13 protein-coding genes and 1 pseudogene are annotated in these 13810 nt (G+C 70.7%); all 14 read left to right on the plus strand.

What is annotated here, in order from left to right:
* Positions 1-560, plus strand: a 560-nt coding sequence (locus OEY_RS0116285) for an amino acid permease (RefSeq protein WP_029540070.1), incomplete at its 5' end; no start/stop codon positions are given.
* On the plus strand, positions 557-2503 hold the full coding sequence (locus OEY_RS0116290) for a primary-amine oxidase (protein WP_010594910.1): 1947 nt from the start codon (positions 557-559) through the stop codon (positions 2501-2503). The genes OEY_RS0116285 and OEY_RS0116290, both read left to right, overlap by 4 nt.
* A gap of 5 nt (positions 2504-2508) precedes the next feature.
* Positions 2509-2961 (plus strand): hypothetical protein, encoded by a 453-nt coding sequence (locus OEY_RS0116295; protein ID WP_010594911.1) that lies wholly within the window; start codon positions 2509-2511, stop codon positions 2959-2961.
* Positions 2962-2974: 13 nt separating this feature from the next.
* Positions 2975-3388 (plus strand): annotated as a pseudogene (locus OEY_RS28570) (polysaccharide deacetylase family protein); the annotation flags it as partial.
* Between the two features lie 118 nt (positions 3389-3506).
* Positions 3507-4193, plus strand: coding sequence for a cutinase family protein (locus OEY_RS0116305; RefSeq protein WP_010594913.1), 687 nt, complete (start codon positions 3507-3509; stop codon positions 4191-4193).
* On the plus strand, positions 4193-5407 hold the full coding sequence (locus tag OEY_RS0116310; protein ID WP_010594914.1) for a M50 family metallopeptidase: 1215 nt from the start codon (positions 4193-4195) through the stop codon (positions 5405-5407). The genes OEY_RS0116305 and OEY_RS0116310 overlap by 1 nt, the downstream gene beginning before the upstream one ends.
* A 70-nt stretch (positions 5408-5477) precedes the next feature.
* Entirely contained in the window at positions 5478-6110 is a 633-nt protein-coding gene (locus OEY_RS0116315; RefSeq protein ID WP_225223152.1) for a hypothetical protein, read from the plus strand.
* Positions 6110-6337 (plus strand): helix-turn-helix domain-containing protein, encoded by a 228-nt coding sequence (locus OEY_RS0116320; RefSeq protein WP_029540072.1) that lies wholly within the window; start codon positions 6110-6112, stop codon positions 6335-6337. Before OEY_RS0116315 ends, OEY_RS0116320 begins: the two co-directional genes overlap by 1 nt.
* Positions 6338-6447: 110 nt before the next feature.
* Positions 6448-6585 carry a hypothetical protein gene (locus OEY_RS30840; RefSeq protein WP_017681507.1) on the plus strand — a complete coding sequence of 46 codons (138 nt, stop codon included), beginning with the start codon at positions 6448-6450 and terminating at the stop codon, positions 6583-6585.
* A gap of 265 nt (positions 6586-6850) precedes the next feature.
* A complete protein-coding gene (locus tag OEY_RS0116330; RefSeq protein ID WP_010594917.1) occupies positions 6851-7537 on the plus strand; it encodes a hypothetical protein in 687 nt (228 codons plus the stop codon).
* A gap of 116 nt (positions 7538-7653) precedes the next feature.
* The gene (locus tag OEY_RS28575) at positions 7654-9516 is read left to right on the plus strand and encodes a sensor histidine kinase (protein WP_010594918.1); all 1863 of its coding nucleotides are present in this window, start codon (positions 7654-7656) and stop codon (positions 9514-9516) included.
* A complete protein-coding gene (locus OEY_RS0116340) occupies positions 9501-10163 on the plus strand; it encodes a response regulator transcription factor (protein WP_010594919.1) in 663 nt (220 codons plus the stop codon). Before OEY_RS28575 ends, OEY_RS0116340 begins: the two co-directional genes overlap by 16 nt.
* A gap of 149 nt (positions 10164-10312) precedes the next feature.
* The gene (locus OEY_RS0116345) at positions 10313-11527 is read left to right on the plus strand and encodes an acetyl-CoA C-acetyltransferase (protein ID WP_010594920.1); all 1215 of its coding nucleotides are present in this window, start codon (positions 10313-10315) and stop codon (positions 11525-11527) included.
* A gap of 28 nt (positions 11528-11555) precedes the next feature.
* Entirely contained in the window at positions 11556-13706 is a 2151-nt protein-coding gene (locus tag OEY_RS0116350; protein ID WP_010594921.1) for a 3-hydroxyacyl-CoA dehydrogenase NAD-binding domain-containing protein, read from the plus strand.
* Positions 13707-13810: the final 104 nt, after the last annotated feature.

Consider the following 13810-nt stretch of genomic DNA (forward strand, 5'->3'; position numbering starts at 1 on the left):
TGCTGTCCTTCCACAACGTGCTCTCCCGCTACATCTTCTCGCTCGGCAACAGCGCGGCACTGCCGGCGCGATGCGGCCGCTCGCACGAACGTCATGCGTCGCCCTACGTGGCCTCGGTCGTGCAGACGGTCTCGGCGCTGGTCCTCGTCGTGGCCTCCGCCGTCGGCGGGCTCGATCCCGTGACCGAGGTCTTCGCCTGGTTCGCCGGGGTCGCGTCCGTCGGTGTGCTCGCCCTCATGGCGCTGACGTCGATCGCCGTCCTCGTCTTCTTCCGGCGTTCCCGGGCCGACACCCGGCCCTGGCCCACGCTGATCGCGCCGGCGCTGGGCCTGGCCGGGCTGGGCGCCCTGCTCACGATGACGATCGCGAACCTGCCGCTGCTCGTCGGCGGATCGAGCACCCTCGCCGCCGTCATCGCCGTTGTTCTCGCCGGGACGTTCGCGGGCGGAGCGGCCGTGGCCGCTCTCCGCCCCGACGCTGCACGAAACACCCATCCCCACGGCGGCCTCGCGCCCGCCGTCACGACCGAACCCCAGATCGACAAGGAGATCGCACGATGAGCACTGCCACCACGCCGTTCACCGAAGCGGCATCGACACCCGCACCGGACCATCCGCTCAGCCCGCTGACCGCCGACGAGATCACCGCAGTCAAGGAAACGGTGTCGGCGGCGGGACTGGTGACCGAGCACGTCCGGTTCGTCTACGTCGGACTCGAGGAACCCCCCAAGTCGACGGTCCTGGCGTTCCGGCCGGGGGAGCACGTCGAGCGCCGGGCCCGCGTCCTGCTCCTCGACCGCGCAACCGGTGCGGGATCCGACCACGTCGTGTCCGTCACCGAACGCAGGATCCTCGGCACCGTCGCCGTCGACGCCGCCACCGACGGGCACGTCCCGATCCTCGACGAGGAGTTCGAGGACATCGAATCGTTCCTGCTCTCCAGCTTCGACTGGATCGCGGCGATGGCCGCGCGCGGCATCGACCCGCAGAAGGTGCGCGCGGTTCCGCTGTCGGCCGGGGTGTTCGGGCACGAGGACGAGGTGGGGCACCGGATCGTCCGCGTGCTCGCGTTCCATCAGGAGGACGAGGCCGACCTGCCGTGGGCGCATCCGATCGACGGTGTGGTCGCGTACGTCGATCTCACCGAGCAGCGGGTGGTGAAGGTGGTCGACGAGATCACCCTTCCCGTGCCGGCCGAACGCGGCGAATGGGACGCCGCGCCGCACGAGACGCCGGTCCGCACCGACCTCAAGCCGATCGAGATCACGCAGCCCGAGGGGCCGAGCTTCTCGGTCGACGGCAACCGGATCACCTGGGCGGACTGGACGTTCCGGTTCGGGTTCGACGTCCGCGAGGGCCTGACCCTGCACCAGCTGTCGTTCTCCGACGACGGCGTGGAGCGACCGGTGATCTACCGTGCCTCCATCGCCGAGATGGTCGTGCCCTATGCCGACCCGTCGCCGGTGCGATACTGGCAGAACTACTTCGACCAGGGGGAATACCTCTTCGGCCGCTACACCAACTCGCTGGAACTCGGGTGCGACTGCCTCGGTGAGATCCAGTACTTCGACGTCACCATCGCCGACGAGAAGGGCGACCCCCGGGTGATGAAGAACGCGATCTGCCTCCACGAGGAGGACTACGGCGTCCTGTGGAAGCACACGGACATGTTCAACGGCATGACCGAGACCCGGCGCTCGCGCCGGCTCGTGATCTCGTTCTTCCTCACGATCGGCAACTACGACTACGGCTTCTACTGGTACCTCTACCTGGACGGCACCATCGAGCTCGAGGCCAAGGCCACCGGCATCGTGTTCACCTCCGCCTACCGCGGCGAGGACGGGTTCGCCACCGAGATGGCGCCCGGCCTCGGTGCACCGTTCCACCAGCACCTCTTCTCCGCGCGCCTGGACATGGCGGTCGACGGCAACGTCAACACGGTCGAGGAGGTCGACGCCGTGCCCGAACCGATGGGACCGGACAACCCCTGGGGCAATGCGTTCCGCTGCCGCAAGACCACCCTCACCACGGAGGCCGAGGGGCAGCGGCTGGCCGACAACACCAAGGCCCGGGTCTGGCACATCACCAACCCGACCAAGCAGAACCGGCTCGGGCGGAACGTGGGTTACGCGCTGCACCCGGAAGGCCAGCCCGTGCTGCTGGCCGACCCGTCGAGTTCCATCGCCGCCCGCGCCGCGTTCGCCACCAGGCACCTGTGGGTCACGCAGTACGACCCGGCGCAGCGGTATCCCGCCGGCGACTTCGTCAACCAGCATCCGGGACAGGGGGGACTGCCGACATTCGTCGCCGGCAACCGGAACATCGAGGGCGAGGACCTGGTGCTGTGGCACACCTTCGGGCTCACCCATTTCCCGCGCCCGGAGGACTGGCCCGTGATGCCCGTCGACTATGCCGGATTCACGCTGAAGCCGGTCGGGTTCTTCGACCGCAATCCGGCGCTCGACGTCCCGGCCGGCCCGTCGAAGCACTGCTGCACGGACTGACGGCCGTGTCCACCACCGATCCGGCCGCCCGTCGCACCACGTTCCCGTGGTGCGGCCGGGCGGCCGCCGCCCTGGCCGTCGCGTCCGCCGTGCTGCACGTCGGCGCACTCGGGGGGCACGCACCCTCCCCGGCGCCGGCGGTCCTGACGCTCGTCATGACCGCCGGGTGCCTCTACTGCGCGCGCCATCTCTGGCGGCGCGGAAACCAGCGGGACTGGATCCTGGTCACCGTCATGAACGTCGTGATGATCATGCTGCACCTGACCACCATGAGTCCCGGAGGTGGGGGCGGCGGCCACCACGGGCACGCTGTGCCGGTGGTCGCCGGTGGCACAGCGGACGCATCGATGCCTCCGCTCATGGCGGCCGCACTGGCGGTCGCGGCTGCGGAGATCCTCCTCGCCGTGAGCGTGGTGTTCCACCGCACCCGGGGGCTCGACCCGGCGATCGCGGGGTAGAGCGGGGAACCACAGCGACACCCACCCTGCCTATCCGGATCTGACGGACGAGCAGATCAGAGCCGATCTTGCTGCGGCCGAGGCCGCGATCACGGCACTGACGGGTCGCCCGGCCGTGCCGTTGTTCCGGTTTCCGTTCGGTGCTCGCACCGACGTCGACATCCGCGTCGTCAACGATGCCGGGTATGTGCCGGTGCGCTGGACGGTGGACTCGCTCGGCTGGAAAGGCACCAGCGGTGGTCTCGACGTCGGGGCGGTCACCGAACGGGTCGTCTCCGCAGCCGTGCCCGGCCAGCTCGTCCTGATGCACGTGGGCACGAACCCCGACGACGGCACGACTCTCGATGCCGATGCGCTGCCCGCGATCATCGACGGTCTGCGTACTCGGAGTTACAGTTTCGTGGATCCGGTCGATGTCGTCCGCTGAGCCCACCACGGTGCGTCGCACCCGTGTCTTCGATTTGCGGACTTACGATCGCTGTGCTTACTTATGAACGCGGTCGGGAATCGTTGGGTTGGATCCCATGGGCTGAAGGACGGTTTCGATGATCCTTTCCGCTGTCCGGGTGGCGATCGTCGGCGCGCTGACCATCGGTTCGATGTTCGGTGCCGTGTCGATCGCCCATGCCGACCCGTCCCCGGCTGCCTACTGTGCGCCGACCGTGGTGCTCGCCGTCGACGGCACGAAGGGTCCCGAAACGCCGGACTCGATCGACCCCGACAGCCCCCTCAACTCCTACACCGATCAGTACCGTGACAGTTCCGACTTCGCGGTGCGGCACGTGCGGTACCCGGCGGGCATGGTGGCCGGGGTGTTCGGCTGGGACACGTTCATGGACCAGTCGGTGCAGATCGGCGTGCAGAACCTGTGGGCGGAGATCGGCCGGACCGAGGCCGCCTGCGGGCCGCGCACGCGCTACGAGCTGTACGGCTACTCCCAGGGTGCGATCGTCGTGCGCCGGGTGGCGATGGAGATCGACGCGGTGCCGCCCGTGCACGACGACGGCACCGACCTTCAGGACCGCGTCCGGGTGCACCTGATCGCCGATCCGGCACAGGGCCGGCCCGCCCAGTACGCCGGTCCGCTCGTTCCCGGGATCACCCTTCCGCAGCCGGCCGGCGAGCTGCGGCACATCCCGGTCACCACCGAGTGCCTCGAGGGCGACATGATCTGCGATCCGGAGGGCAACGTCAGCGGATACATTCGCGAGCACGCGACGTATCACCCCTGATGTTCGCCCTCGGCGTCGCGCTGTTCGCGCTCGCCCTCGCCGTGTCCGTCGCCCTGCACGAGGCCGGTCACCTGTGGGTGGCGCGGCGTCTCGGAATGAAGGTGCGCCGCTTCGCAGTCGGTCGCGGCCCGACGGTCTTCTCGTTCCGCCGCGGGGAGACCGAGTACGGCCTCGGCCTGTTCCCGGTCGGGGGGTTCTGCGAGATCGCCGGCACCACCGCCCTCGACGAACTGGCCCCCGGCGAGTACGACCGGGCGTTGTATCGGCAGCGGACGTGGAAGCGCGTGGCCGTGATGTCCGGTGGCGTCTGTATGAATTTCCTGCTTGCCGTGGTGCTCGTCCTCGGGCTTGCGGTCGGGTGGGGTCTGCCGGATCTGCACCCGAGGATCGTGGTCGAGTCCGTCGGGTGCGTCCCGCCGTCGCAGGGGCCGGCGCCCGGATACGGACTCGTCGGGTGTGACGGGCCGGGACCGGCCGCGTCGGCCGGGATACGCCCCGGCGACGTCGTCCTCGCCGTGGACGGAAGGGACGTCGCCCGGTTCGGTGACCTCGTCGAAAGGGTGTGGCAGAGTTCGGGAGTCGTCGAACTGGTGATCGATCGGCAGGGACGGGAACTGCGGGTGCCGGTCGCTGTCGAACCGGTGCAGCGCTGGGTGGTCGACCCCCGGTCCGGGGTCGAGCGGTCGACGACCGTCGGGGCGATCGGCCTCTCCGCACAACCGGTCGCCGGTCCGGTCCGCTACGGCCTCGTCGCCGCCGTTCCGGCCGCGTTCGCGTTCACCGGGGACCTCGTCGTGGCGTCGGCGCGGACGCTGGCGAGCGCCCCGTCGAAGGTGGCGTCGCTGTGGCACTCCGTGACGGGCGGCGAGCGCGACGCGGACACCCCGGTCAGTGTCGTGGGCGCCGCGTCCCTGGGCGGGCAGGCTGCGGAACGGGGCATGTGGGAATCGTTCGTGTTGCTGATGGTCGGGCTGAACCTGTTCGTCGGCCTGGTCAATCTGCTGCCGCTGCTGCCCCTCGACGGCGGGCACGCGGCCGTCGCCGTCTACGAGGCGTGTCGTAACCGGGTGCGCCGGCTGCGAGGTCTGTCCGACGCGGGGCCGGTCGACTTCGGGAAGTTGCTGCCGGTGACCTACGCGTTCGTCGTCGCCGGGGGTGCCTTCACGGTGCTGACCGTCGTCGCGGACGTCGTCGCCCCGATCCGCCTGGCGTGATCCGATCCCGTCACGTTGCCTCCCATATCGATTATCGATAGGCTATCGATAATCGATATGGGAGGGTGTCATGAGTACGTCTTCGGTGTCCGTTCTCCGGCCCACCGCGAAGGACCGGCGCGACCTCTGGGCGAGCATGGCCGTGTTCGCCGGTACCGCGGCGGTGGTCGTCGCCGACTACGTCGCCACCCTGTCCGGGCAGCTCTCGGCCGCGACGGTGACCGCGCGCATGGAACTCGGCGAGGCGGCCACCCCCGTCCCCACGCCGTCCGGTGTGCAGGCGTCACTCGACGGCGCGGTGACCACCTCGCTGCCGGTCGCCGAGCTGTCGCCGGTGACCGTCGCGCTGCTGCGGACGGGCGACGCGGCGCAGACGCTGAGCTACCTGGCCGTGCTGGGGCTGCTGGCCCTGCTCGTGCGCCGGTTCGTGCAGGGCCGGATGTTCGACCACGGCACCTACCGGCTCACCTACCACCTCGGCTGGGTGGCACTGACCATCGCCCTGGTTCCGATGTTCCCCCGGATCACGGGCACCAACATGGCGATCCGCGATCTCGGTCTCACCCACGTCCCCGGCGTCGAGGGCAGTTGGCTCGGAGCCGAGTTCTGGCTGGTGTACGCCGGGGCGATGGTGCTCTCTGCGGTTGCGATCGCGATCCGGGTGGGCAACCGGATGGCACGCGACCAGGAAGGACTCGTGTGATGCCGCCGGAGTCAGAACACGCCGTCCACTGCCGGCTCGACGACCTGCTCGCCGAGCGCGGCATGACCCTCGCGACGCTGTCCGAACGCGTCGGGGTCAGCGTCGCCAACCTGTCCGTGCTGAAGAACGACCGCGCTCGCGCCATCCGGTTCTCGACACTGACCGCGATCTGTCACGTCCTCGGCTGCACCGTCGGGGACCTGCTGACCGTGCAACCCCCGCGGTGACCGCCCGAAGAACTCCTGCGGTACGGGACGCGCGGCGCACATTGTCCGGTCCTCGCGGCGAATGTCTCCCGGCCGTTGCGGATGCGCGCCCGAACCGCTTCCATTGAGTGATGCCGCGGTGGTGCTGGGACGAGGACGAACCGCTGTTCGGTGACGTCGAGTCGCCGGCCGGCGGTGTGGCCATCGCCGGTTGCTCGGCGCTGATCGCCCTCGTCGCGTTGCTGGTGATCGGCCCCGCCCTGGTGTGAACCACGTCCGGTCCCCCCACCCCCTCCTTTTGGGGTTCCGCGCGCGAAAGTGCCTGTTGCGCTCGTACTTACGCGCGCAACTCGCACCGACGCGCGCAACTTGCCCCTGACGCGCGCCACGTGCGTCCGACGCGCGCAACTTGCACCGACGCCGCGCCGGGAGAATTCCCACCGGGACGGGACGGGTGTCCCTGGCGACCGGGACACCGGGCGCAGCACCCTCTCCGTCAGGCGCAGAGCGCGCCGGGACGAGGGAGGGACACCGATGAGCACAGCGAGCGTGACGGAGGACAGCCGCACGGGCGCACGGCGCGCGTCGTCGAGCGCCTGGGCCTGGGCCGGGGCCGTCGCCGGCCTCGCCGGGGTGGTCGCCATCCAGGCGAGCATGGGCATGGGCGCCGCCTACGACGAATCCACGGCGGGCAACGCGTCCGCCATCGCCGACGCCTTCGCGGGCGAGCGGACCGAACTGCTGGTGATGCACCTGTCGCTGATGGTGTCGACGGTGCTGCTGCTGATCTTCGCCGCGGGCCTGCAGCGCCGCCTGCGGATCGCACTGCCCGACGACAGCCTCCTGCCGGCCGTCGCGGCGTTCGGGCTGCTGCTCACCGCGACGGCCTGCCTGCTCGGCGCCGGCCTCGACACCGAATTGCTGTTCGGGCTGAGCGAGCCGGGACAGATGGTCGCCGAGGTGGCCGTCGTCGGTTCGCACTGGGTCGGCACGATCCCGTGGCTGTGGGTGGGCGCGGGGGTCAGCGGCCTGGCGGTGGCCGCCGCCTCGCTGCGCCACGGCGCGACGCCGCAGTGGCTGGGCTGGGCGAGCGTGGTGCTCGGCGGCCTGACGGCGCTGCTCGGGATCTCCCCGCTGCAGTACATGGCCGGCTTCGTCGGCCCGGTGTGGGTGCTCGTCGCCGGCGTCGGATTCGCCGTCTCCGACAGGGCACGCCGATAGGCTGCCGCGCGACGGGACCGGCCGCGGGGCATACTCACCGCTGCAGGGCTGTTGCGGGCGCATCCGAGACGGCGGCGGGCACCGGTGGCGCACCGGGGCCCGCCGCCGTCGTCGCCGTGCTGTCGTGCGGTCTCGCCGTCGCCGCCCTCGCCGTCTTCGCGGCCGCTCGTCCGGACCTCGACTCGGACCAGCTGTTCTTCCTCGTCGACGTCGTCGGCGCCGCGGTATACGGCACCGTCGCCGGGGTGGTGCTCGCACGCCGGGTGCATCCGGTGCCGCTGCTGCTCTCGCTCGCCTCGATCGGCGTCGGGCTGTCGGCCCTGAGCTACGCGTGGACGAAGCTCGCGCAGGTGCGGCCCGGACTGCCGTTCGCCGGGGTCCTCGCGCCCCTGCAGAGCACCACGTGGATCCCCGGCACCCTGGCGCTGTTCCTGGTGGTGCCCTGGTTGGTCCGTGACACACCGCTCGACCGGCGCGCCCGCCTCGGTGTGCTCACCGGTGCCGCGGTCACCGGCTGGTTCTTCTGGGCCCGTACCTTCACCGGCACCGCCGTCGGCTGGCTCGTGCTGCCCGTCGTCACCGTCGGTCTGCTCGCCGCGGCGGACGTCACCTACCGGTGGCGGCGCGGCCCGGTGTCCGACCGCATCGGCCTGGGCTGGCTCGCGCTCGGCACCGCACTGATGGCCGTGTCCTACATCCCGCTCGCGGTGCCCGGCCTGCCGTGGATGCTCACCCCGCTGCTGCACCTGACCACCCAGGCGTTCTACCCGATCGCGATCCTCGTGGTGGTGCTGCGGCAACGATTGTGGGGGCTCGACCTCGCCGTCAGCCGCGCAGCCGTCGCCGGCAGCCTCGTCGCGGTACTCGCCACCGGCTACCTCGTCGTGACCGCCACCGTCGCCCTGATCCTGCCCACGGACGGCTCGGTCGTGGCCCAGGCCGTCGCCGCGGTCGCGGTGGCGCTGGCGGTGCAGCCGGTCCGGGCCTGGCTGACGCGGCGCGTGCACATCCTCGTCTACGGCGAGGGCGACGATCCGGCGAGCGCGGTGCGCCGGCTCGGCCGGCACTTCGCCGGGGCACAGACGCCGCGGCAACTGCTCGAGGATCTCGCCGCCGGCATCGGCGTCGCGCTGCGACTCGAGTCCGTGACGGTGCGCCGCGGCGACGAGGTGCTCGCCCGCTGGGGCACCCCCACCGGGCCCGCCGAGGAGGTCGTCCTGCGCGACGGCCGGGTCGCGGTGACGGCGCCACCCGGCGAGACCCTCGGGCCGCGCAGCCTCCGCGCACTCGGCGAACTCGCCTCCGTGGTCGAGGCCGGTCTCGTGGTGCTGCGATCCTCGGAGGAGCTCGACGCGGCCCGTGCCCGGCTCACCGAGGCCCGGCTCGCCGAACGCCGCACCATCCGCCGGGAACTGCACGACGGGCTCGGTCCGTCGCTGGCCGGGATCCGGCTCGGGCTGCAGGGCGCCCGCAACCTCGTCGACACCGACTCCGCCGACGCCGTTCCGCTGATCGACTCCCTGCTGCGCGAACTCGACCACCAGGTCGAGGGGGTGCGCGAGCTCTCCCGGGGGCTGCTCCCGCCCGCGCTCGACGAGCTCGGTCTCGCCGCCGCGCTCGAGGAGATGTCGGCTGTCCACTCGCGCAGTGGGTTTCGCGTCGAGGTGGACGCCGACGTGCCCTCGGGCCGCAGCGGTCCGGTCGTCGCGGCGGCGTACGGCATCGCCGCCGAGGCGGTCACCAATGCGCGGCGGCACAGCGGGGCCGACGGATGCCGCGTGCGCGTGCGGGCCTCGGCGGACCGGCTCACCCTCGAGGTGCGCGACGCGGGCCGGGGGATGGACCGGAACGCGCGACGGGGAGTGGGGACGCACAGCATGCGCGAACGCGCCGAGGACGTCGGCGGCAGCGTCGCGATCACGGGGGCGCAGCCGCACGGCACCGTCGTCACGGCGCACCTGCCGTGGGGACCGTCGTGAGCGCCCCCACGGCGATCGCCGTCGCCGTCGTCGACGATCATCCCGTGTTCCGGCTCGGCCTCGTCGCCCTGCTGGGCACCCTCGACGGCATCGAGGTGGTGGCGCAGGCAAGTTCGGTCGCCGAGGCGCTCGAGGTGATCACCGCGGACGTCGACGTCGTGCTCATGGACCTCGAACTCGGGGACGGCTCGGGCATCGAGGCGACCCGGCTGCTGCTCGGACGGTTCCCCGAGTTGCGGGTGCTGGTGGTGACCATGCACGAGGACGAGGACTCGCTCGTCGCGTCGGTGCGGGCCGGGGCGCGCGGCTATCTCGTCAAGGGTGCGGACCCGTCGGGCGTGGAGCGGGCGATCCGGGCCGTCGCGGACGGCGAGGTCATCGTCGGCGCCGCCGTCGCCGCCAAGGCGATCGGCGCGATGGCGGCCTCCCGCACCCTCGCGCCCACGGTCTTCCCGGAACTGACCGACCGGGAACGCGAGGTGCTGGACCTGATGGCGCGCGGGCACGACAACGCCACCATCGCCCGCCGCCTGGTGCTGAGCCCGAAGACGGTGCGCAACCACGTGTCGAACGTGCTCGGCAAGCTCGGCGCGGCCGACCGGTCGACCGCGATCGTGCAGGCCCGCGAGGCCGGCCTGGGGGTGTGAACGTCCGCTCGGTTCGGTCACGGACTCCGCTCGGTTCGGTCCTTCAGTCCGCGGCGCCCCGGCTCCTAGGGTGGACGACGTCGGGCGTGACGGCTGTCACGAGCTGGCGCCCCTCGCATCCGCAAAGCACGGGAAGGAACCTGCGCACTGTGACCTCCGAGGCATTCATCTACGAAGCCATCCGAACTCCGCGCGGCCGCGGCAAGAAGACCGGGTCGCTGCACTCGGTCAAGCCGATCTCCCTGGTCACCGGCCTGATCGACGAACTGCGCGTGCGGTTCCCGGACCTGGACGAGAACCGCATCTCGGACCTGATCCTCGGCGTCGTCGGGCCGGTGGGCGACCAGGGCGCCGACATCGCCCGCACCGCGGTGACCGCGGCGCGCATGCCCGACACCGTCGGCGGCGTGCAGATCAACCGCTTCTGCGCCTCCGGCCTCGAGGCTGTGAACATGGCCGCGCAGAAGGTGCGCTCCGGCTGGGACGAGCTCGTCGTCGCGGGTGGCGTCGAATCGATGTCGCGGGTGCCGATGGGCTCCGACGGCGGCCCGTGGGCGCTGGACCCCGCCACCAACTACGACACCTACTTCGTGCCGCAGGGTGTCAGCGCCGACCTGATCGCCACCATGGAGGGCTTCAGCCGCGAGGACGTCGACGCCTACGCGCTCCGCTCGCAGCAGCTCGCCGCGGCGGCCTGGTCCGGCGGCTACTTCGCCAAGTCCGTGGTGCCGGTCAAGGACCAGAACGGCCTGACCGTCCTCGACCACGACGAGCACATGCGTCCCGACACCACCCTCGCGGGTCTGGCCGGACTGCAGCCGTCGTTCGCGATGGTCGGCGAGATGGGCGGCTTCGACGCCGTCGCGCTGCAGAAGTTCCACTTCGTGGAGAAGATCGACCACGTCCACCACGGCGGCAACAGCTCCGGCATCGTCGACGGCGCCGCGCTGGTGCTCGTCGGTTCCGAGCAGGCCGGCAAGGACATGGGTCTGACCCCGCGGGCGCGCATCGTCGCCACCGCCACCTCGGGTGCGGACTCGACGATCATGCTCACCGGTCCCACCCCGGCCGCGCACAAGGTCCTCGCCGCCGCCGGCCTGACCGTGGACGACATCGACCTGTTCGAGATCAACGAGGCGTTCGCGTCCGTCGTGCTCAAGTTCCAGAAGGACCTGAAGATCCCGGACGAGAAGCTCAACGTCAACGGCGGCGCCATCGCGATGGGGCACCCGCTCGGCGCGACCGGCGCCATGATCATGGGAACGATGGTCGACGAGCTCGAGCGCCGCGGTGCCCGCCGCGCCCTCGTCACCCTCTGCATCGGTGGCGGCATGGGTGTGGCCACGATCATCGAGCGCGTCTGAAACTTCGGAAGGGACTGGGGAATTCACAGTGACTGAGAACAACATGATCGGCTGGGAGCGCGACGCCGACGGCATCGTGGTGCTGACCCTCGACGACCCGAACCAGGGCGCGAACACCATGAACGAGCTGTACAAGGCGTCGATGAAGGCCACCGTCGACCGCCTCGTCGCCGAGAAGGACGACATCACCGGTGCCGTGATCACCTCCGCCAAGAAGACCTTCTTCGCCGGCGGCGACCTGAAGAACATGATCAAGGTCGGGCCGGAGGACGCGCAGCGGATCTTCGACGAGGTCGAGGCGATCAAGGCGGACCTGCGCCGGCTCGAGACCCTCGGCAAGCCCGTCGTCGCCGCGATCAACGGCGCGGCCCTCGGCGGCGGCCTCGAGATCGCGCTCGCCACCCACCACCGCATCGCGGCCGACGTCAAGGGCGTGCAGATCGGCCTGCCCGAGGCCACGCTGGGCCTGCTGCCCGGCGGTGGCGGCGTCACCCGCACCGTGCGGATGCTGGGTCTGCAGACCGCGCTGATGCAGGTGCTGCTGCAGGGGCAGCGCTACAACCCGGCCAAGGCGAAGGAGATCGGCCTGATCGACGAGATCGTCGGCAGCATCGACGAACTCGTCCCCGCCGCCAAGGCGTGGATCAAGGCCAACCCCGAGGGCGGCGTGCAGCCCTGGGACAAGAAGGGCTTCAAGATCCCCGGTGGTACCCCGGCGTCGCCGGCGTTCGCGGCGAACCTGCCGGCGTTCCCGGCGAACCTGCGCAAGCAGCTCAAGGGTGCCCCGATGCCGGCGCCGCGGGCCATCATGGCCGCCGCCGTGGAGGGCTCGCAGGTCGACATCGACAACGCGTCGAAGATCGAGGGCCGGTACTTCACCGAGCTCGTCACCGGCCAGGTCGCCAAGAACATGATCCAGGCGTTCTTCTTCGACATGCAGGCCATCAATTCCGGTGCGTCACGGCCGAACCAGGCCGACGGCACGCCGTTCCCGAAGACCACCTTCCGGAAGGTCGCCGTGCTGGGCGCCGGCATGATGGGCGCGGGCATCGCCTACGTGTGCGCCAAGGCCGGCATGGACGTGATCCTCAAGGACGTCTCGATCGAGTCGGCGCAGAAGGGCAAGGCGTACTCGGAGGGCATCGAGGCCAAGGCGCTCTCGCGCGGCAAGACGACGGAGGAGAAGTCCGCGGCGCTGCTTGCCCGCATCACTCCCAGCGCGGACGTCGCCGATCTGGCGGGTGCGGACCTCGTCATCGAGGCGGTGTTCGAGAACACCGAGCTCAAGCACAAGGTGTTCCAGGAGATCCAGGACGTCGTCGCGCCGGACGCGGTGCTCGGTTCGAACACCTCGACGCTGCCGATCACCGGTCTCGCGGAGGGCGTGACGCGGCAGGAGGACTTCATCGGCCTGCACTTCTTCTCGCCGGTCGACAAGATGCCGCTGCTCGAGATCATCGCCGGGGAGAAGACCTCCGACGCGACGCTGGCCAAGGCGTTCGATCTCGCCCAGCAGATCCGCAAGACCCCCATCGTCGTCAACGACTCGCGGGGCTTCTTCACCTCGCGCGTCATCGGCACGTTCGTCAACGAGGCGATCCGCATGGTCGGCGAGGGCATCGAGCCGGCGACGATCGAACAGGCCGGTTCGCAGGCCGGCTACCCGGCGCCGCCGCTGCAGCTGTCGGACGAGCTGAACCTGACGCTGATGCAGAAGATCCGCAAGGAGACCGAGGCGGCGACCGAGGCGTCGGGACTGAAGGTGCCGCAGGACGATTCGTCCACCGTCGTCGACTTCCTCGTCGACGAGGCCCGTCCGGGCCGTGCGGGCGGCGGCGGCTTCTACGAGTACGTCGACGGCAAGCGCAGCCGCATCTGGCCGGGCCTGCGGGAGAAGTTCGACAGTGCCCCCACGGACATCCCGATCCAGGACCTGATCGAGCGGATGCTGTTCATCGAGGCCATCGAGACGCAGAAGTGCTTCGACGAGGGCGTGCTGCGCACCACCGCCGACGCCAACATCGGCTCGATCCTCGGCATCGGCTTCCCGGCCTGGACCGGTGGCGTCGCCCAGTACATCGCCGGCTACCCCGGCGGTAAGGAGGGCTTCGTCAAGCGCGCCGAGGAACTCGCCGCCAAGTACGGCGAGCGCTTCACCCCCCCGGCGTCCCTGCGCTGACCCCCGTGCGCGGTTTTGGTAGCCATCGCTACCAAAACCGCGCACGAGTTCTCCACAGGTGAGGGCTCCCGGCCACGGTCGGGGGCCCTCACGCGTCGGGGGTC

This window comes from Rhodococcus sp. P14, assembly GCF_000256505.1.
Classification (GTDB): domain Bacteria; phylum Actinomycetota; class Actinomycetes; order Mycobacteriales; family Mycobacteriaceae; genus Rhodococcus; species Rhodococcus ruber.

Bases quoted from the DNA above. Each gene is read 5' to 3' on its own strand.
- OEY_RS0116305 (WP_010594913.1), top strand. From the start codon at position 3,507: ATGATCCTTTCCGCTGTCCGGGTGGCGATCGTCGGCGCGCTGACCATC.
- OEY_RS0116330 (WP_010594917.1), top strand. From the start codon at position 6,851: ATGAGCACAGCGAGCGTGACGGAGGACAGCCGCACGGGCGCACGGCGC.
- OEY_RS0116320 (WP_029540072.1), top strand. From the start codon at position 6,110: ATGCCGCCGGAGTCAGAACACGCCGTCCACTGCCGGCTCGACGACCTG.
- OEY_RS0116290 (WP_010594910.1), top strand. From the start codon at position 557: ATGAGCACTGCCACCACGCCGTTCACCGAAGCGGCATCGACACCCGCA.
- OEY_RS30840 (WP_017681507.1), top strand. From the start codon at position 6,448: ATGCCGCGGTGGTGCTGGGACGAGGACGAACCGCTGTTCGGTGACGTC.
- OEY_RS0116310 (WP_010594914.1), top strand. From the start codon at position 4,193: ATGTTCGCCCTCGGCGTCGCGCTGTTCGCGCTCGCCCTCGCCGTGTCC.
- OEY_RS0116315 (WP_225223152.1), top strand. From the start codon at position 5,478: ATGAGTACGTCTTCGGTGTCCGTTCTCCGGCCCACCGCGAAGGACCGG.